This window comes from Pseudomonas sp. GM48 (genome assembly GCF_000282335.1).
Lineage (GTDB): Bacteria > Pseudomonadota > Gammaproteobacteria > Pseudomonadales > Pseudomonadaceae > Aquipseudomonas.
On sequence record NZ_AKJM01000043.1, the window covers coordinates 12409 to 28817 of the forward strand.

General features: G+C 60.8%; 18 protein-coding genes. 11 read left to right on the forward strand and 7 right to left on the reverse strand.

Annotation, left to right across the window (positions count from 1 at the left end; all coding sequences use genetic code 11):
- Positions 1-8 precede the first annotated feature (8 nt).
- From PMI28_RS21610 to PMI28_RS21595, 4 genes are all read left to right on the forward strand, one after another.
- Positions 9-422 carry a hypothetical protein gene (locus PMI28_RS21610; protein WP_007984136.1) on the forward strand — a complete coding sequence of 138 codons (414 nt, stop codon included), beginning with the start codon at positions 9-11 and terminating at the stop codon, positions 420-422.
- A gap of 7 nt (positions 423-429) precedes the next feature.
- The gene (locus PMI28_RS21605) at positions 430-1107 is read left to right on the forward strand and encodes a response regulator transcription factor (protein WP_007984138.1); all 678 of its coding nucleotides are present in this window, start codon (positions 430-432) and stop codon (positions 1105-1107) included.
- Between the two features lie 263 nt (positions 1108-1370).
- Positions 1371-1820, forward strand: a complete 450-nt coding sequence (locus PMI28_RS21600) for a Spy/CpxP family protein refolding chaperone (RefSeq protein WP_007984140.1) — start codon at positions 1371-1373, stop codon at positions 1818-1820.
- 175 nt (positions 1821-1995) lie between these two features.
- Positions 1996-3339, forward strand: coding sequence for a sensor histidine kinase (locus PMI28_RS21595; RefSeq protein WP_007984142.1), 1344 nt, complete (start codon positions 1996-1998; stop codon positions 3337-3339).
- Positions 3340-3448: 109 nt separating this feature from the next.
- Here the strand turns inward: PMI28_RS21595 and PMI28_RS21590 are convergent, their stop codons facing one another.
- Entirely contained in the window at positions 3449-4015 is a 567-nt protein-coding gene (locus tag PMI28_RS21590; RefSeq protein WP_007984144.1) for an NAD(P)H nitroreductase, read from the reverse strand.
- A 121-nt stretch (positions 4016-4136) separates the two neighbouring features.
- Here PMI28_RS21590 and PMI28_RS21585 point away from each other — a divergent pair, with 121 nt between their 5' ends.
- Positions 4137-5591, forward strand: coding sequence for a TrkH family potassium uptake protein (locus tag PMI28_RS21585; RefSeq protein WP_007984146.1), 1455 nt, complete (start codon positions 4137-4139; stop codon positions 5589-5591).
- On the opposite strand, the gene PMI28_RS21580 is transcribed toward PMI28_RS21585, so the two are convergent.
- Positions 5548-6609, reverse strand: a complete 1062-nt coding sequence (locus tag PMI28_RS21580) for an AraC family transcriptional regulator (protein WP_081501391.1) — start codon at positions 6607-6609, stop codon at positions 5548-5550. The genes PMI28_RS21585 and PMI28_RS21580 overlap by 44 nt on opposite strands.
- Positions 6610-6769: 160 nt before the next feature.
- Between PMI28_RS21580 and PMI28_RS21575 the strand changes: the two genes are divergently transcribed.
- Positions 6770-7081 (forward strand): DUF962 domain-containing protein, encoded by a 312-nt coding sequence (locus tag PMI28_RS21575; protein WP_007984150.1) that lies wholly within the window; start codon positions 6770-6772, stop codon positions 7079-7081.
- A gap of 27 nt (positions 7082-7108) precedes the next feature.
- On the forward strand, positions 7109-7699 hold the full coding sequence (locus PMI28_RS21570) for an HD domain-containing protein (RefSeq protein ID WP_007984153.1): 591 nt from the start codon (positions 7109-7111) through the stop codon (positions 7697-7699).
- Positions 7700-7842: 143 nt separating this feature from the next.
- Here PMI28_RS21570 and PMI28_RS21565 read toward each other — a convergent pair whose 3' ends face one another.
- Entirely contained in the window at positions 7843-8658 is an 816-nt protein-coding gene (locus PMI28_RS21565) for a UDP-2,3-diacylglucosamine diphosphatase (protein WP_007984154.1), read from the reverse strand.
- A gap of 136 nt (positions 8659-8794) precedes the next feature.
- On the opposite strand from PMI28_RS21565, the gene PMI28_RS21560 reads away from it, so the two are divergent.
- Both PMI28_RS21560 and PMI28_RS21555 read left to right on the forward strand, forming a co-directional pair.
- Positions 8795-9559, forward strand: coding sequence for a helix-turn-helix transcriptional regulator (locus PMI28_RS21560; protein WP_007984156.1), 765 nt, complete (start codon positions 8795-8797; stop codon positions 9557-9559).
- A gap of 71 nt (positions 9560-9630) precedes the next feature.
- Positions 9631-10524, forward strand: coding sequence for a DMT family transporter (locus PMI28_RS21555; RefSeq protein WP_007984158.1), 894 nt, complete (start codon positions 9631-9633; stop codon positions 10522-10524).
- Here the strand turns inward: PMI28_RS21555 and PMI28_RS21550 are convergent.
- From PMI28_RS21550 to recQ, 4 genes are all read right to left on the reverse strand, one after another.
- A complete protein-coding gene (locus tag PMI28_RS21550) occupies positions 10518-10805 on the reverse strand; it encodes a SelT/SelW/SelH family protein (protein ID WP_007984159.1) in 288 nt (95 codons plus the stop codon). The genes PMI28_RS21555 and PMI28_RS21550 overlap by 7 nt on opposite strands.
- A gap of 33 nt (positions 10806-10838) precedes the next feature.
- Positions 10839-12083 carry a type IV pilus assembly protein FimV gene (locus tag PMI28_RS21545; RefSeq protein ID WP_007984161.1) on the reverse strand — a complete coding sequence of 415 codons (1245 nt, stop codon included), beginning with the start codon at positions 12081-12083 and terminating at the stop codon, positions 10839-10841.
- Between the two features lie 127 nt (positions 12084-12210).
- The gene (locus PMI28_RS21540) at positions 12211-12645 is read right to left on the reverse strand and encodes a MarR family transcriptional regulator (RefSeq protein WP_007984163.1); all 435 of its coding nucleotides are present in this window, start codon (positions 12643-12645) and stop codon (positions 12211-12213) included.
- Between the two features lie 119 nt (positions 12646-12764).
- Positions 12765-14891 carry a DNA helicase RecQ gene (gene recQ, locus PMI28_RS21535; protein WP_007984165.1) on the reverse strand — a complete coding sequence of 709 codons (2127 nt, stop codon included), beginning with the start codon at positions 14889-14891 and terminating at the stop codon, positions 12765-12767.
- 387 nt (positions 14892-15278) lie between these two features.
- On the opposite strand from recQ, the gene PMI28_RS21530 reads away from it, so the two are divergent.
- Together PMI28_RS21530 and PMI28_RS21525 are read left to right on the forward strand one after the other, a co-directional pair.
- Positions 15279-15866 (forward strand): UPF0149 family protein, encoded by a 588-nt coding sequence (locus tag PMI28_RS21530; protein WP_007984167.1) that lies wholly within the window; start codon positions 15279-15281, stop codon positions 15864-15866.
- Positions 15867-15876: 10 nt separating this feature from the next.
- Entirely contained in the window at positions 15877-16272 is a 396-nt protein-coding gene (locus tag PMI28_RS21525; RefSeq protein WP_007984168.1) for a YbaN family protein, read from the forward strand.
- The last annotated feature ends 137 nt before the right edge of the window (positions 16273-16409 follow it).

Here is a 16409-nt window from a genome sequence, read left to right on the forward strand (position 1 = left end):
GAGTCGTGATGCGCAAGAGTCCGTTGTGTCTGATGTTGGTCACGTTGTTGATCGTGGCGCCCGCCCACGGTGAAGAGAGCGCCAATGGTGGTGGTTCGACGCCCCTGTCCCTGAGCGCCGGCAGCCAGATCACCGAGTTGCAGCAACGCTTGAAAGATAGCGAACGGCAACGGGAAGAACTGAACAAACAATTGCAAACTGCCGATAGCGAACGCGAAAGCCCGCTGCTGGCTCGGTTGCGCCAGGAGAACCAGCGTTTGAAGCTGCAACTCAAGGAAGCCCAGGCCAGCAGTCCGCTGCCACGCCTGCTGACCGACCAGCAACAATGGTTTGTCATTGGCGCCGGGGTAGCGCTATTGGCTCTGCTCTGCGGTATCTTCGCCAGTGGAGCAAGTCGAAAACGTCGACAATGGCTAAATTGAGTGAGTCATGAGCGAGCTGTTACTTATTGATGATGACCAGGAGCTGTGTGAGCTCCTGAGCAGTTGGCTGAGCCAGGAAGGGTTTCAGGTACGTGCCTGTCACGATGGCCAGAGCGCACGCCGTGCGCTGGCCGAAACCGCTCCGGCGGCCGTGGTGCTGGATGTAATGTTGCCCGACGGCAGCGGCCTGGAACTGCTCAAACAGTTGCGCAGCGATCATCCGGATTTGCCGGTGCTGATGCTCTCGGCCCGGGGCGAGCCACTGGACCGTATCCTCGGCCTGGAACTTGGCGCCGACGATTACCTGGCCAAGCCCTGCGATCCGCGAGAGTTGACCGCCCGCCTGCGCGCTGTCCTGCGCCGTAGCCACCCGGCGGCGGTGTCCAGCCAGATGGAACTGGGCGACCTGTGTTTCAGCCCGGTGCGCGGGGTGGTCAGCATCGACGAACAGGAATTCACCCTCACTGTCTCCGAAAGCCGCCTGCTGGAAGCCTTGCTCAAGCAACCCGGCGAACCCCTGGACAAACAGGAACTGGCGCAGATCGCCCTCGGCCGCAAGCTGACCCTGTACGACCGCAGTCTGGACATGCACGTCAGCAACCTGCGCAAGAAGATCGGCCCACACCCCGATGGCCGACCGCGCATCGTGGCCCTGCGCAGCCGCGGCTATTACTACAGCCTGTAAACCGAGAAAGAGCTGGCTAAGTGCGACCTGTGGCGAGGGAGCTTGCTCCCGTTGACTGCGCAGCAGTCCCGCTTTTGGGGCCGCTTCGCAGCCCAGCGGGAGCAAGCTCCCTCGCCACAGACCGATGCCCCGCATGGCGTTTTGTCAGGTCGGCGGGATATCGTCTTTACCCAAGCTTTACCCTCCGCTGACCGCCGCTGACCTTGATCTGCGTAATCTGTACTCATCCGGAACGTACCGGGAACGAGACAAGGAGATACACCATGCGCAAGACTCTTATCGCTCTGATGTTCGCTGCTGCCCTGCCGACCGTTGCCATGGCCATGCCTGAAGGCACAGGCCCGATGGATGGGCCGATGGACGGTTCGCGCCACGGCGGTCAGATGCACGGCATGCACGGCAAAGGCCCGTACAGTGAACTGGACCTGAGCCGCGAACAGCGCGAGCAGATCCGCAAGATCATGGGCGAGCAGATGCACGAGCGTAAGCAACTGGTCGAGAAGTACCTGGAGAAACTCTCGCCAGCCGACCAGAAAGCCATGAAAGACGAAATGGCCGCCAAGCACCAGAAAGCCGAAGCCGATGTGCGTGCGGTGCTAAAACCGGATCAACAGAAGAAATTCGACGAGATCCAGAAAAAACAGGCCGAACGTCGCGCTGAATGGGCCGAGTTCAAAGCCTGGAAAGCGCAACAAGCGCAAAAAACGCAATAATGCGTTAACCCCGGACCCAATGGCCGAACACCGTTGGGTCTGATGTTTTTGACCCAATGTGGGAGCGGGCTTGCTCGCGAAAGCGGTTTGCCAGTTAAAGCATTTGTTGACTGACACACCGCCTTCGCGAGCAAGCCCGCTCCCACATGGATTGGTGCTGACCTGAGGATTTTCCGTGCGTTCATTGTTCTGGCGTATCCTGGCCAGCTTCTGGCTGGCCATTGCTCTGGTTGCAGGGCTTTCCATCCTGCTCGGGCACATGCTCAACCAGGACGCATGGATTCTCAGCCGCCACCCGGGCCTCAACACGCTGGCCGAACAGTGGACGCAAACCTACGAAAGTCAGGGCGAAGACGCCGCTCAGGACATTCTCCAGCAACGCAAACGCCAGTATCACATCGACGTTCAGGTGCTTAACGAAAGCGGCGATCCGGTGGTGCGCGGCACCTTCCCCAGACGTGCGGCGGCCTTTGAGGCGCGTCAGAACAATGAGGACCGACGCTTGCCATGGCGGCGTCTGACCGATGAATTCACCAGCGAAAAAACCGGCGACACCTACCTGTTCATCTACCGCATCCCGCACCCGGAACTGGACGCCTGGCACCGCGAGAGCCTGCTCTGGCCGCTCAGTGCGCTGGGGATCGCCCTGGTGGTGCTGACCCTGTTCAGCCTGCTGGTGACCTTTTCCATCACGCGCCCGCTCAGCCGTCTGCGCGGAGCGGTGCATGACCTGGGACAAACCGCTTATCAACAGAACAGCCTGGTCAAACTGGCCAATCGTCGCGATGAGTTCGGCGTCCTCGCCAACGATTTCAATCGCATGGGCGCGCGCCTGCAGAGCCTGATTGGCAGTCAGCGGCAACTGCTGCGGGATGTGTCCCACGAACTGCGTTCGCCCCTCGCCCGCCTGCGTATCGCGCTGGCACTGGCGGAACGGGCCACTCCGCAGGAACGGGAGCAGCTCTGGCCGCGCCTGACCCGTGAATGCGACCGACTGGAAGCGCTAATCAGTGAAATCCTGGTACTGGCGCGGGTCGACTCCGATAACGCCAGTGCGGAAGAGGTGGATCTGAACGCTTTGCTCAACACCCTGCAAAAAGATGCGCAACTCGGTTCACCCGAGCAGCTCGTGCACCTCGAAGCCGAATCGCAACTGAATCTGAAGGGCTGGCCAACCATGATCGAACGGGCCGTCGATAACTTGCTGCGCAATGCCCAGCGCTTCAATCCGGTGGATGGCCTGCCGATCGAATTGCAGGCGCTGCGTCAGGGTGAGCGGATCGTCGTGACCGTGCGCGATCATGGGCCTGGGGTCAGTGCCGAATATCTGAGCCAGCTCGGTGAGCCGTTCTATCGGGCGCCGGGGCAGACAGCGGCAGGACACGGCCTGGGCCTGGCCATCGCCCGGCGAGCGGCGGAGCGACATGGCGGCTGCCTGGTGCTGGCCAATCACCCTGAAGGCGGGTTCATCGCCAGCCTGGAATTACCCTTGGTGCCGGGAGCTGTCGTACAACCCTGAAACCTGTGGGAGCGGGCTTGCTCGCGAAGAGGGAGTGTCAGTCGACATCAAAATTGACTGATCCACCGCTTTCGCGAGCAAGCCCGCTCCCACCCTTGATGTGTGCTGTTCAGGCCTTGCCCGGCCAGGCGCTGACGAACTCGGCCAGGTCGACCTTCTCGGCCACTCGCGGTTCTTTCTGCGGTGTGCCCAGGTACAGGAAAGCAATCACCTCTTCCCCTTCCGCCAAGCCCAACCCCTTGGCCACATGCGGCGAGTAAGCCAGGTCACCGGTACGCCACACCGCACCAATGCCCTGCGCATACGCCGCCAGCAAAATCCCGTGGGCCGCACAGCCAGCCGCCAGCAACTGCTCGGACTTCGGATACTTGGCGTGCTCCTGCAACCGCGCAATCACCACCACCACCAACGGCGCCCGCAGCGGATTACTGCGCGCCTTGTCGATGGCCGCTTCGCTGACTTCGCTGTCCGAAAGCTTCGCCGCTTCGGCCAGCAACTCGCCCATTTGCTCGCGCGCCGCGCCTTCCACCGTCAGGAAGCGCCACGGCTGCAAGTGACCGTGGTCCGGGGCGCGCATGGCGGCGCCGAAGAGCACCTCGCGCTGCTCGGCAGTGGGTGCAGGATCAATCAGTCGTGGAACGGAAACACGGTTGAGCAAAGCGTCGAGAGCCTGCATCGGCTACCTCCTGAAAAATTTGTGCGGCTATTCTAGCTGCAACTGCCACAGCAATGCCGGTTTACATGCCCTGCCTCGCGGGTAGAATGGCGCCCTTTCCACCATCAGCCGAGCGGACCTCATGGCGTTGCCGACCTTACGGATCATTGGTTTCATCATCGGCATCTTCCTGATCACACTGGCGATCTCCATGGTCATACCCATGGCCACGCTGGTCATTTTCGACCGCACCAGCGACCTGCCGTCGTTCCTCTGGGCCAGCATGATCACCTTTGTCGCCGGTTTGGCGCTGGTGATTCCCGGGCGCCCCGAACACATTCATCTGCGCCCCCGGGACATGTACCTGCTGACCGTCAGCAGTTGGCTGGTGGTGTGCATCTTCGCCGCACTGCCGTTCCTGCTGACCCAACACATCAGCTACACCGACTCGTTCTTCGAAAGCATGTCCGGCATCACCGCCACTGGCGCAACCGTACTCAGCGGCCTGGACACCATGTCCCCCGGCATCCTGATGTGGCGCTCCCTTCTGCACTGGCTGGGTGGCATTGGCTTCATCGGTATGGCGGTGGCGATTCTGCCGCTGTTGCGCATCGGAGGCATGCGGCTGTTCCAGACAGAGTCGTCGGACCGCTCGGAAAAAGTCATGCCCCGCTCGCACATGGTGGCGCGCCTGATCGTAGCGGCCTACGTCGGCATTACCATTGTCGGCAGCCTGGCGTTCTGGTGGGCCGGGATGAGCCTGTTCGACGCGATCAACCACGCGATGTCGGCGATTTCCACCGGTGGCTTCTCTACCTCCGACCAGTCTTTGGCCAAGTGGCCGCAACCGGCGGTGCATTGGGTCGCGATCGTCATCATGATTCTCGGTGCCCTGCCGTTCACCCTGTATGTCGCCACGATGCGTGGTAACCGTCGGGCGCTGATCAAGGATGAACAGGTTCAAGGCCTGCTCGGCATGCTGCTGGTGACCTGGCTGGTACTCGGTACCTGGTATTGGTGGACAACTCAGCTGCATTGGCTGGAGGCGTTGCGGCATGTGGCGCTGAACGTGACGTCGGTAGTGACCACCACCGGTTTTGCACTGGGGGACTACAGCCTGTGGGGCAATTTCTCGCTGATGCTGTTCTTCTATTTGGGGTTTGTCGGCGGTTGTTCCGGCTCGACCGCGGGCGGCATCAAGATTTTCCGCTTCCAGGTGGCCTATATCCTGCTCAAGGCCAACCTTAACCAGCTGATACACCCGCGCGCGGTGATCAAGCAGAAGTACAACGGTCACCGTCTCGACGAAGAAATCGTGCGTTCGATCCTGACCTTTTCGTTCTTTTTTGCGATCACCATCTGCGTGATTGCGCTGCTGCTGTCGCTGCTCGGTGTGGACTGGATGACCGCCCTGACCGGCGCGGCCAGTACAGTGTCCGGCGTGGGTCCGGGACTGGGCGAGACCATTGGCCCGGCGGGTAACTTCGCCACCCTGCCGGATGCCGCCAAGTGGATTCTGTCGTTCGGCATGCTGCTGGGCCGACTGGAGATCATTACGGTGTTTGTGCTGTGTATTCCGGCATTTTGGCGTCATTGACCGCTTCGGGTGCTTGCATCAGCCGCATCCGGTACTCACCGGGTGTGGCGTCGAACCAGCGGCGGAAAGCACGGAAGAAGTTGCTCGGATCGGCAAACCCCAGCAGGTAGGCAATTTCCAGCAATGTCATGCTCGGTTGCGCCAGGTACTGCTCCGCCAGCTCGCGCCGGGTATCGTCCAGCAGCGCCTGAAAACTTGTGCCCTCTTCCTGCAAGCGCCGCTGCAAGGTGCGCTGGGACAGATGCAGCGTCTGCGCCACGGCATCGCGCTTGGGCTCGCCTTGGGGCAACAGGCGGCACAGCACCTGCCGCGCCTTGTGGGTCACGCGGCTTTCGGAAAAGCGCGCCAGGTACTCGCCGGCAAAGCGGTCATGCAGCAACGCCATCGCCTCGTTAGCCGTCGGCAAGGGCGCTTCCAGGTCTGAACGCTCGAAAATCAGCGCGTCATAAGGTGCGTTGAACAACAGCGGTGCATGAAAGGCTTGCTGATAGGGTTCCAGGTTGGCCGGCTCGGTGCCTTGGAACAACACTCTGCGTGGTTGCAACGTACGCCCGGTCAACCAGCCGCACAGCGCCAAGGCACAGGCCAGTGATGCTTCGGCGCTTTGCCGGGTCGGCGGCAGATGATCGCCATGCACCGTCAGAATCAGCGCGTAGCCTTCTTCCAGCAGTTTGAAACTCAGGTCGGCACTTTCGGCGATGATCCGCTGATAGCGCACCAGCCGCTGGAAACCTTCGGCCAGGGTCTGGCTGGACATCAAGGCGTAGCCGGTCACATGAAACTGCGCAGGTCGCACCACCTTGCCCATGTTCAGGCCGATGGCCGGATTACCGGACAGCTCGACCGCACGCTGCCACAGCCGTGTCATGGAATCTTGTGGGAAGCGTGCATCCGGATCATCCAGTGCCGTGTAGTCGAGCCCCAGTTGCTTGAACAGAACCCGGCAATCCAGGCCGTCCATCTCCAGCGCTTTGACAATCCCCATCGCCCAGCTTGCAGAAGTCGTTCGTTCACTCATGGCGTTTTCTTACATGGTGAGCCGCATGCTACGGCTATTGACCGAAGGATACTAAAGTGGCGCCTATTGTCAGTGGCTGATGCCATTGATCACTCTAGACTCAAATAAGCTACCCGCAGAACAACTTGCAGTCAGAACAATAACCACAGAGATAGCAGTCGTGGAAAACGTCAAACGATTCAACAGCTTCGCTGAGTTCTACCCGTATTACCTCAGCGAACACCGCAACAGTACCTGCCGACGCTTGCACTTTATTGGCACGACACTGGTCATTCTCATTCTGGCACTGACCATTGGTCGCGGGGCATGGATGCTGTTGTGGGCCCTGCCTTTGGCGGGTTACAGCTTTGCCTGGGTCGGGCATTTCTTCTTCGAGAAGAACCGTCCGGCGACGTTCCAACACCCCTTCTATAGCCTGCTCGGTGACTTTGTCATGTACCGGGACATGGTTCTGGGGCGCGTTCCTTTCTAGCTGACATCAGTCACAAGAGAGTTACCTATGAATGCCAATGCCCGCTTCACCCACATGAAGGACGGCACGCAGGAAGACTGGGCGATCATCGCTGCGGACTTCAGTGCCTACGCGCGACAATTGCCGGCACGGATTGCTGCGCACCTGCAGTTGCTCGCGGGTGATTTTGGCGGATTCCCGGTGGATCGCCTGACCCACTCCCTGCAAACCGCCACTCGCGCCTGGCGCGATGGCCGCGACGAAGAATACGTGGTCTGCGCCCTGCTCCACGATATCGGCGACACGCTGGGTTCCTACAATCACCCGGACATCGCGGCGGCGATCCTCAAGCCGTTCGTCAGCGCCGAAAATTTGTGGATGGTGGAAAAGCACGGGATTTTCCAGGGCTACTACTTCTTTCATCACCTGGGCATGGATCGGCATCTGCGTGAGCAGTTCCAGGACCACCCGCAGTACCAGGCGACCGTCGAGTTTTGTGCCAGGTACGATGCGGCGGCGTTTGATCCGGCGTACGACACGCTGCCGTTGAGCTTATTCGAACCGATGATGCAGCGGTTGTTTGCGCACCCCAGGAACTCGATTTACCAGGCGGCGATGCAAGAGCATTCCCCAGCCTGACAAGACCGCTTCGCGGTCCATTCGCGAGCAAGCCCGCTCCCACAGGGTTATCTGGCGACCACAAGTTTTGTGCTCACCTTCGCCCACTGTGGGAGCGGGCTTGCTCGCGAAGAGGCCTGCCCAGGCACTGCACAACTAACAGATCAAGCCAGCTCTGCAACCTTGGCCGCCTTCAACTGCGCCTCTCGCGCCTGGGCATCCGCCAGGCGATACAACTCGATCGAACCATCCCAGTGCTCGATCAGCGCCGTGCACGACTCCACCCAGTCGCCGCAATTGAGGTAGTCCACCTCGCCGACCTTGCGAATCTCGGCATGGTGAATGTGTCCGCACACCACGCCGTGCAGCTCGCGCTTGACGCATTCGTGAGCGATGGCTTCTTCGAAGTCGCTGATGAAGCTGACTGCAGTTTTCACTTTGTGCTTGAGATAGGCCGACAGCGACCAGTAGCCGTAGCCATATCGCGCGCGCCAGTGATTGAGCCAACGGTTGAGGGTCAGGGTGAATTCGTAGGCCGAGTCACCGAGAAAGGCCAGCCAGCGATGGTAACGGGTGATCACATCGAACTGGTCGCCGTGAATCACCAGCAGATGCCGGCCGTCGGCGGTGACGTGTACGGCTTCGTCCACCAACTGGATATTGCCCAGGATCAGCTTCGAATAGCGGCGCAGGAATTCGTCGTGGTTGCCGGTGACGTAGATCACCTCGGTGCCACGCTTGCTCATGGTCAACAGGCGACGGATCACGTTGGTGTGCGCTTGCGGCCAGTACATGCCGCCGCGCAGTTTCCAGCCGTCGATGATGTCACCGACCAGGTAGATTCTGTCCGCGTGATAGCTCTTGAGAAACTGCGACAGGTGTTCAGCCTGGCAATCCCGGGTGCCCAAATGCACGTCGGAAATCCATAAAGTCCGTACGCGTTGTTTACGGGTGGGTTTGGCGAGCTCGGCGCTGGTCATGGGCAACCCTCTGGACATGTTTTGTAAAGTTTGCGCTGGTCGAGTTAATGGTCCATGACAGCACCAAGTCAGTCGTGTGACAGCGCTTATCAGCCTGCCCGGGTGTAGACTGGCGGCCTGAACCGGGAGACCTGCGATGAGACCGATCCTCACGCTCCGCCAATACAGCCACGACCTGATCGTCCACAGCCATGAACACGCGCAATTGGTGTTCGGGCTTTCGGGCGCCCTGGATTTCGAGGTCGACGGCCGTGGTAGCCAGGTGGTCCAGCAGAGTTTCGTGGTGGTGCCCTCCGGAGCGCATCACGCGTGTGGCAGCGCCAACGGCAGCCGCTGCCTGGTGCTGGATGTACCCAGCGAACAATGGGTTGCCCAGTCGTTGGGCGATCACGCCGAATCCAGCCGACGCTTGCTCGACAACGCCGGTCGCCTGCCCCTGGACGCCGGGCAAAACCAATTGGTCAGTTGGCTGGCGAACAGTCCGGTCGATGATCCGCTGATCGCACAACAAGGCGCGGTGCTGCTACTGGCCAGTCTCAACAACGCCAGGCCCGACATCGTCGGCGGTCGGCGCCTTCCTTATGCCGCGCTGAACGCACACATCGATCAGTACGCGGCGTACCCGCTGCAGGTGGCCGACCTGGCCCGTGTGGCCGGCCTCTCCAGTGCCCGTTTGCATGCCCGATTCGTGGCCGAATGCGGGCAGACGCCGATGGACTACATCCGCAGCCGACGCCTGCATACTGCCGTGGGCATGCTGCGCAACTCGGCGCTGCCCATCGGCGAGATTGCCAGCCGCGTCGGCTACAGCTCCCAGAGCGCCTTTGCGGCGGCGGTGTTGCGCGAGTTCGGGGCATCGCCCGGAAAGCTGCGGCGCGAGGCTGGCGACAAAAAACGCTAGTTTGCCGACAGACTTGACGGACGATTACGCGCTTCAATGAGGCTTCTGTTCGTTTGTCGTTAAGGATTGCAATGACTCCCCGTACCGCCCTTGGCGCCTTGCATATCGGCGCATTGATGTTCGGCCTGACCGGCGTGTTCGGCAAACTGGCTGCCGCGTCACCGGCGATCATCGTTTTCGGCCGCGCCGCCTTCGCCGTGCTTGCGCTGGCGTTTTTTGCACGGTTCGCCAGCCAGACGCGCTGGCAGAAACTCGAGCCCGTGGACTGGCGCCGACTGCTGCTCAGCGGCTTGTTGCTGGCCGGACACTGGGTGAGTTTCTTCATTGCGGTAAAAGTCGCAGGCGTGGCGATTGCGACGCTCGGTTTTGCCAGTTTCCCGGCATTTACCGTGATCCTTGAAGGGCTGATCTTCCGCGAGCGCATTCGCACCAATGAAATTGTGCTGGTGCTGCTGGTGAGTGTCGGGTTGGTGCTGGTCACGCCTGATTTTGATCTGGCCAGCGGCGCCACCACCGGCCTGCTGTGGGCCGTGGGTTCCGGGTTGCTGTTCGCCCTGCTGTCACTGACCAACCGTGCCAGCTCCGGGCGCGTCCCGCCCGTGCAGGCAGCGCTGTGCCAGAACGTGGTGGTTGCCCTGTGCCTGCTGCCGGTGGCGGCGCCGCAATTGAGCGAAGTACGCGCCATCGACTGGCTGTGGATCGGCCTGCTCGGTGTGTTCTGTACCGGTGTCGCCCACAGCCTGTTCGTCGCCAGCCTGGCGGTGATCAAGGCACGCACTGCCGCCGTGGTGTTCGCCCTGGAACCGGTCTATGGCATCACCGTCGCCTGGCTGCTGTTCAATGAAAACCCGACCCTGCGCATGTTGCTTGGGGGCGTGCTGATCATTGTGGCGATTGTGGTGTCCAGCCGGTTCTCAGGTGGTTCCAGCAAGAAAGCCGTTGCTGCGGAGGCTGCTTCTCACTGAGAGCGGTCGTTGTGCCCCAGGTCGCGGTCCGGGTCGATCTGGTCACGGACCCGCTGCTTGAGCACTTTGGCCTCAGGGAAGCCTCCGTCCGCTTTGCGCTCCCAGATCTGCACGGTGTCACAGAAGATATGAAAGACACCGCCGGTGCCCGGCACCAGGGAGACTTTGCCCAGGTCATCACCAAAGGTGCTGAGCAGTTCCTGGGCCAGCCAGGCCGCACGCAACAGCCACTGGCATTGCGTGCAATAGGTGATGACGATTTCCGGTTTGCTGACGGTCATGATGGGACGTAACTCCAGAGTTTGACGACGCCGCTATGATAGCCCGGCCGGTGGCTGCCGGGACGGCGGAACGGGTTGCGCCTCTAACTCGAACGCCGGCTCGATCATGGCCAGAGCAACCGACTGCTTGTTTTCGTTTGGGCTGATCACGTCCCAACTCGACGCCATGGACAGCTCCTCCAGGTTGAGCTGGTACTCATCGTCAGTAGCGGATTCGCCGGACATCGCCAACCCCGGAACCACCGCCACGTCAGCAACAACCGGGTTGGAATGACGGTTATCGACCCACTCAAATTCATCATTGGCTGGCACCCCGTCGCGCTGCGCAGTAGGCGATTGCATGACAGGAGGCCATATCACTGGCTCGGTAAAGAGCTCAGCCAACGGCTCATGCTGCGACGGCAGAGCCACTGGCGTTGTGGCCTGATGCTGCCGGCGCCAGCGGCGAACAAACCAGCCCAGCACCATCAGCGCTGACACGCCGGCAATCGGCAGCCAGCCAATCCCGGGATTTTCAGCAATGGCGGGGGCTGGCGCCACTGCGTCAGAAACAATGGGTTGCGCCTTTACCTTCTTGAGCTCCGCCAGTTGGGTTTGCAGCTCGGCCAACTGCTTTTTCTGGTCGGCGATCAGCTCATCCTGGCCTTGAAGCTTCGCGTTGAGCTCATCGACAGTGGTTTGCAACGAATGGTTTTGCAGGGCGCTGGTGGCCAGTTGTTCGACAGCGGGATCAACCACGGGGACGTCCGCTTCCGGCGTCGCCTTTGCCACAGGTGACGGCGAAACGACCGGTTGAACACTGGGAAATCCAGACGCCGGGGAACTGGAAACCGCTTCATCGGTGGCGGGAACAATACCCGGCGAACCCGGCGGATCGATCAGTACCGTGTACTCGCGCAATAACCGACCGTTGGGCTGATTAAGCTGCACGAGAAAATTCAGGAACGGTTCACTGACCGGTTTGCTGGAGGTTACCTGGATCAAGGAGCGATTACCGCGCAGCACCGGGGTGAACTTCAGATTATTGAGGAAAAATACCCGGTCGATCCCGGCACGGCTGAATTCGTCTGCCGTTGCCAGGTTCACCGACAGCTCGTTCTCTTCCAGGCCAGACGCATCCACCAGTGCGATTTCGGCACGCAGCGGTTGATTCAGCGCCGAATGCAGGGTGATTTCACCCAGGCCCAACGCAGGTGCCCATGCCGAATAAGTGACAGCGGCCCCGGCCAGCAACCACTGAGAACAACCACGCAAAACCAATCGCCAACACTTGAGCATGAGCATCCTTGAGATCTACAGAAACTACCCGTACGCGTTCGTACATCCGTTACGAACACGATATTGCCGAGTAGTTCTTATAGTCTGCCCGATGCGGTATCTCTAAAACCTGGCGTTCGGTTATGCCTCAAGATTTTTCAAGGTTGCCCAGGATGTGCCCGTGAACCCGCATGCACACCTTCAAATCCGCCTCATCGACGCCTTCGAACAGTTCGTGACGCAGTTGTGTGGCAATGGTTTCAATTTGTTCGATCAGGGGACGCGCCGGCGCGCAGAGAACGATTTTCTTCGCCCGACGGTCTTCCAGCACTGCTTGGCGTTGCACCAGGCCCTGGCTTTCCAGGCTGTCCAGCAAACGGGCCAGGGTCGGGCCTTCGACGCCGACGCTTTGTGCCAGCTCGCGCTGGGTCGGTGCTTCCTCGAAACGCGCCAGGTGCAGCAGCACCAGCCAGCGTGCCTGGGACAAGCCCATGCCCGCCAGTCGGCGGTCCAGTTCGGCACGCCAGCCGCGGGACATCTGGGCCAATTGCATGCCAAAGCGGTGTTGATCGGTTAACGGCATAAAACACTCATGATCAGACTGAAATAAATAAAAACTAATTATTAGTCAGCTAAGCATGCGCCTCGACTTGAGGCAAGACTTGATCTTTAGTGAATCGTTACATCAGCAATACCGATGTCTCAAATTTCGAATTCGGATTGCAAGGCGGCGCGAACGCAGTACAAAACCCCTTCCGGTACCCGGCCCGCAAACAGCGCAGCGATCTCGGAAACCGGCGGCAACTCGCCTTCGCCGTCGAGGAAGGCGTCCTGGACTTCACCCATCAGGTCCTCAGGCAGATCCAGCGCCTGCTCCAGCGACAATTGCTGCTTGCCGATCGCTTCGGCCAGCATGGTGTAGACGTTCTTTTCCGAGCATTGCAACTGACCGGCGATCTGCACCGGCGTCATACCGGCGCGCGCCAGAGTAATCAGTTCGTGACGCACGTCGGCCACCGCTTTCGGCGCCTCGACCTGGCCGCCGAGCACTTCGAGGAAGGCCTCGCCATAACGCTCCAGCTTGCGCGCACCGACGCCGCTGACCGTGGCCATTTCCGCCAGCGAGGTCGGCTGGCTGCGAAGCATTTCCAGCAAAGTCGAGTCGGGGAAGATGACGTACGGCGGCACGCCATGTTCTTCGGCGAGCTTGCGACGCAGGGCGCGCAAGGCTTCCCACTGTTCGCGCTCCTCGCCACGAACCAGTTGGCTCGCCTGGCTCTTGCTGCTTTTCGCCACCGCTTGCGCCTTGAGGTCGCGGCGCAGCTCCAGGGTCACTTCGCCCTTGAGCAACGGCCGGCAACTGTCGCTCAGGCGCAAGCCGCCGTAGCCTTCAAGGTCGATGTCGGCCAGACCTCGGGCCACCAGTTGGCGGAACAACGAGCGCCATTCGCCCTCCGCCATCGCCTTGCCGACACCAAACACCGACAGATGCTGATGGCCGAAGCTGCGGACCTTTTCGTTGTCCTTGCCGAGCAACACATCCACCAGATGCCCGACGCCATAGCGCTGACCGGTGCGGTAGATCGCCGACAGCGCCTGACGCGCAGGTTCGGTGGCATCCCAGGTTTGCACGCCGTCGACGCAGTTGTCGCAATGACCGCAAGGCTCCGGCATGTCTTCGTCGAAGTAGGCCAGCAGTGTTTGCCGACGGCAGCGGGTTTCTTCGCAGAGCGAAAGCATGGCGTCGAGCTTGTGTTGCTCCAGGCGTTTGTGGCGCTCGTCGCCTTCGGAGTTCTGTAGCATCTGCTTGAGCATCACCACATCTTGCAGGCCGTAGGCCATCCAGGCATCTGCCGGCAAGCCGTCACGGCCGCCGCGACCGGTTTCCTGGTAATAGGCCTCAAGGGATTTCGGCAGATCGAGGTGGGCGACAAAACGCACGTTGGGCTTGTCGATGCCCATGCCGAACGCAACGGTGGCGACCATGATCAAGCCTTCCTCATTGAGGAAGCGTTTCTGATGGTAGGCACGCAGATCGTTGGGCAGGCCGGCGTGGTACGGCAGCGCCGGGAAGCCTTGCGCGCTGAGAAACGCTGCGACTTCCTCGACTTTCTTGCGCGACAGGCAATACACAATGCCCGCATCGCTACGGCGCTCGGCGAGGAACGCCAGCAACTGCTTGCGCGGCTGCTCCTTGGGCACGATGCGATAAAAGATGTTCGGTCGGTCGAAGCTCGACAGGAAGCGCTCGGCGTCTTGCAGGTGCAGACGGGTGACGATTTCTTCCCGGGTGCGCTTGTCGGCCGTGGCGGTCAGGGCGATGCGCGGCACGTCGGGGAACATTTCCGCCAACTGCCCCAGTTGCAGGTATTCCGGGCGGAAATCATGCCCCCATTGCGACACGCAGTGTGCTTCGTCGATGGCGAACAGGGCGATGTTCAGCCCCTGCAGGAAGGACAGCATGCGCGGCTGGACCAGTCGTTCCGGTGCCAGATAGAGCATTTTCACTTCACCGCGACGGATGCGGGCAGCGAGGTCGCGCTGTTGCTCGGCGCTGAGGGTGGAGTTCAATGCGGCCGCCGCGACGCCCAGCTCTTCGAGGGTGGCGACCTGGTCGTCCATCAGGGCGATCAGCGGCGAAACCACCACGGCAAGGCCTTCGCGCAACAGAGCCGGCACCTGGAAGCACAGGGATTTGCCACCACCGGTAGGCATCAGGACCAGGGCATCGCCGCCGCTGGCCACGCGCTCAATGATTGCACCCTGACGGCCACGGAAACTGTCGTAGCCGAAGATGTCCTTGAGGACGCGTTGAGCCTGTTCGAGCATAGAAACTCCAAAAATCACCGAAACATCCCTGCAAGGCTGGTTCAGAATCACTAACGCTGCACTGACAAATCGTAAGTGCGCATTGCATGACGCTGCACATTTCAGCCGTGACGCCCGCAGGGCAATCACAAAACGCGCGAGTATACCCGAGCCCCGTCCGGCAAAGGGCACCGCTGATAAGACTCACACAATCGGACTGTGGGAGCGGGCTTGGTCCGGGCGGCGTTCCGACGAAGTGGGAGTGTCAGTCGACATTAATGCAGCCTGGCACGCCGCCTTCGCGAGCAAGCCCGCTCCCACAAAGGTGCAAATATGCCGTGCGGCTGGCCCAAGCGCTCAAGAAGGCCTAGAATTCCCGCATCGAACATTCCCCAAGGTAGCCCTTTAATGTCCTTCGCTGAGCAACTAACCCGCCTGCAAGTCTTCCTCGACGCCGACGAACTGCATGACGAGGCGCTGGACTACGTGGCCGCCCACGGCTACCTCACTGCGCTGTCGATCTGTTCCGAAGCGGTCCCGGACCGTGAATGGATCGACGCACTCTTCGCCGAGGAGCCGCATTACAGTAGCGAAGCCCAGCGCGAAGAGATCGAAGCCACGCTGATTGGCCTCAAAGCCCACATCGCCCGCCAACTGGCCTCCGACGAGGAGTTCGAGCTGCCGTGCGACCTGGACCTGGGCGACGACCCGGATGACTCCGAACTGCGCGGCTGGTGCATCGGATTCATGGAAGGCGTGTTCCTGCGCGAAGAAGCCTGGTTCGAAACCGCCGAAGACGAAGTCAGCGAAATGCTGCTGCCGATCATGGTCGGTTCGGGCCTGTTCGACGAGCAACCGGAGTTCTCCGACATTGCCGCCGATGCCAACCTGATGGACGACATGATCGTACAGATCCCGGAAGCCCTGACCGCACTGTATCTGCTGTGCAACGCGCCAGACGAAAAACCGGCGATTCTCAAGCCACGTCACCACTAAGGTTCTGCCTATGGACAACCCCATAGGCAACCGCCCCCTGATGTTGCGCTACGTGCTGCTGGCCATCGGCTGGCTGAGCGTAGCGCTGGGGGTGATCGGGATTTTCCTGCCGGTATTGCCCACCACCCCTTTCCTGCTGCTGGCGGCCGCCTGCTTCGCCCGCAGTTCGCCGCGCTTTTATCAATGGCTGGTGGAACATCCACGGCTTGGCCCGTGGATTCGTGACTACCTCGATGGCAACGGCATTCCGCTCAAAGGCAAGGTCTACGCCATCGGCCTGATGTGGGCGAGCATCCTGTTCTCCTGCTACCTGGTGCCGCAGCCCTGGGCCCAGGGTTTCATGTTGACCAGTGCGGTGCTGGTGACGACCTATATCCTCAAGCAGAAAACCCTGCGCAAATCCTGAAGTCTCCCGGGACCATTGTGGCGAGGGAGCTTGCTCCCGCCGGGTTGCGAAGCGACCCCAAACCATTCAATCCAGATACCCCTGGTAGACCGCGCTCACCTGTTTTGCGACTGCTGCGCAGCCGAGCGGGAGCAAGC

Bases quoted from the DNA above. Each gene is read 5' to 3' on its own strand.
- PMI28_RS21550 (WP_007984159.1), bottom strand. From the start codon at position 10,805: ATGACCGTCAGCAAACCGGAAATCGTCATCACCTATTGCACGCAATGC.
- PMI28_RS21570 (WP_007984153.1), top strand. From the start codon at position 7,109: ATGAATGCCAATGCCCGCTTCACCCACATGAAGGACGGCACGCAGGAA.
- PMI28_RS21565 (WP_007984154.1), bottom strand. From the start codon at position 8,658: ATGACCAGCGCCGAGCTCGCCAAACCCACCCGTAAACAACGCGTACGG.
- PMI28_RS21600 (WP_007984140.1), top strand. From the start codon at position 1,371: ATGCGCAAGACTCTTATCGCTCTGATGTTCGCTGCTGCCCTGCCGACC.
- PMI28_RS21530 (WP_007984167.1), top strand. From the start codon at position 15,279: ATGTCCTTCGCTGAGCAACTAACCCGCCTGCAAGTCTTCCTCGACGCC.
- PMI28_RS21540 (WP_007984163.1), bottom strand. From the start codon at position 12,645: ATGCCGTTAACCGATCAACACCGCTTTGGCATGCAATTGGCCCAGATG.
- PMI28_RS21580 (WP_081501391.1), bottom strand. From the start codon at position 6,609: ATGAGTGAACGAACGACTTCTGCAAGCTGGGCGATGGGGATTGTCAAA.
- PMI28_RS21555 (WP_007984158.1), top strand. From the start codon at position 9,631: ATGACTCCCCGTACCGCCCTTGGCGCCTTGCATATCGGCGCATTGATG.
- PMI28_RS21585 (WP_007984146.1), top strand. From the start codon at position 4,137: ATGGCGTTGCCGACCTTACGGATCATTGGTTTCATCATCGGCATCTTC.
- recQ (WP_007984165.1), bottom strand. From the start codon at position 14,891: ATGCTCGAACAGGCTCAACGCGTCCTCAAGGACATCTTCGGCTACGAC.
- PMI28_RS21545 (WP_007984161.1), bottom strand. From the start codon at position 12,083: ATGCTCAAGTGTTGGCGATTGGTTTTGCGTGGTTGTTCTCAGTGGTTG.
- PMI28_RS21590 (WP_007984144.1), bottom strand. From the start codon at position 4,015: ATGCAGGCTCTCGACGCTTTGCTCAACCGTGTTTCCGTTCCACGACTG.
- PMI28_RS21525 (WP_007984168.1), top strand. From the start codon at position 15,877: ATGGACAACCCCATAGGCAACCGCCCCCTGATGTTGCGCTACGTGCTG.
- PMI28_RS21560 (WP_007984156.1), top strand. From the start codon at position 8,795: ATGAGACCGATCCTCACGCTCCGCCAATACAGCCACGACCTGATCGTC.
- PMI28_RS21605 (WP_007984138.1), top strand. From the start codon at position 430: ATGAGCGAGCTGTTACTTATTGATGATGACCAGGAGCTGTGTGAGCTC.
- PMI28_RS21610 (WP_007984136.1), top strand. From the start codon at position 9: ATGCGCAAGAGTCCGTTGTGTCTGATGTTGGTCACGTTGTTGATCGTG.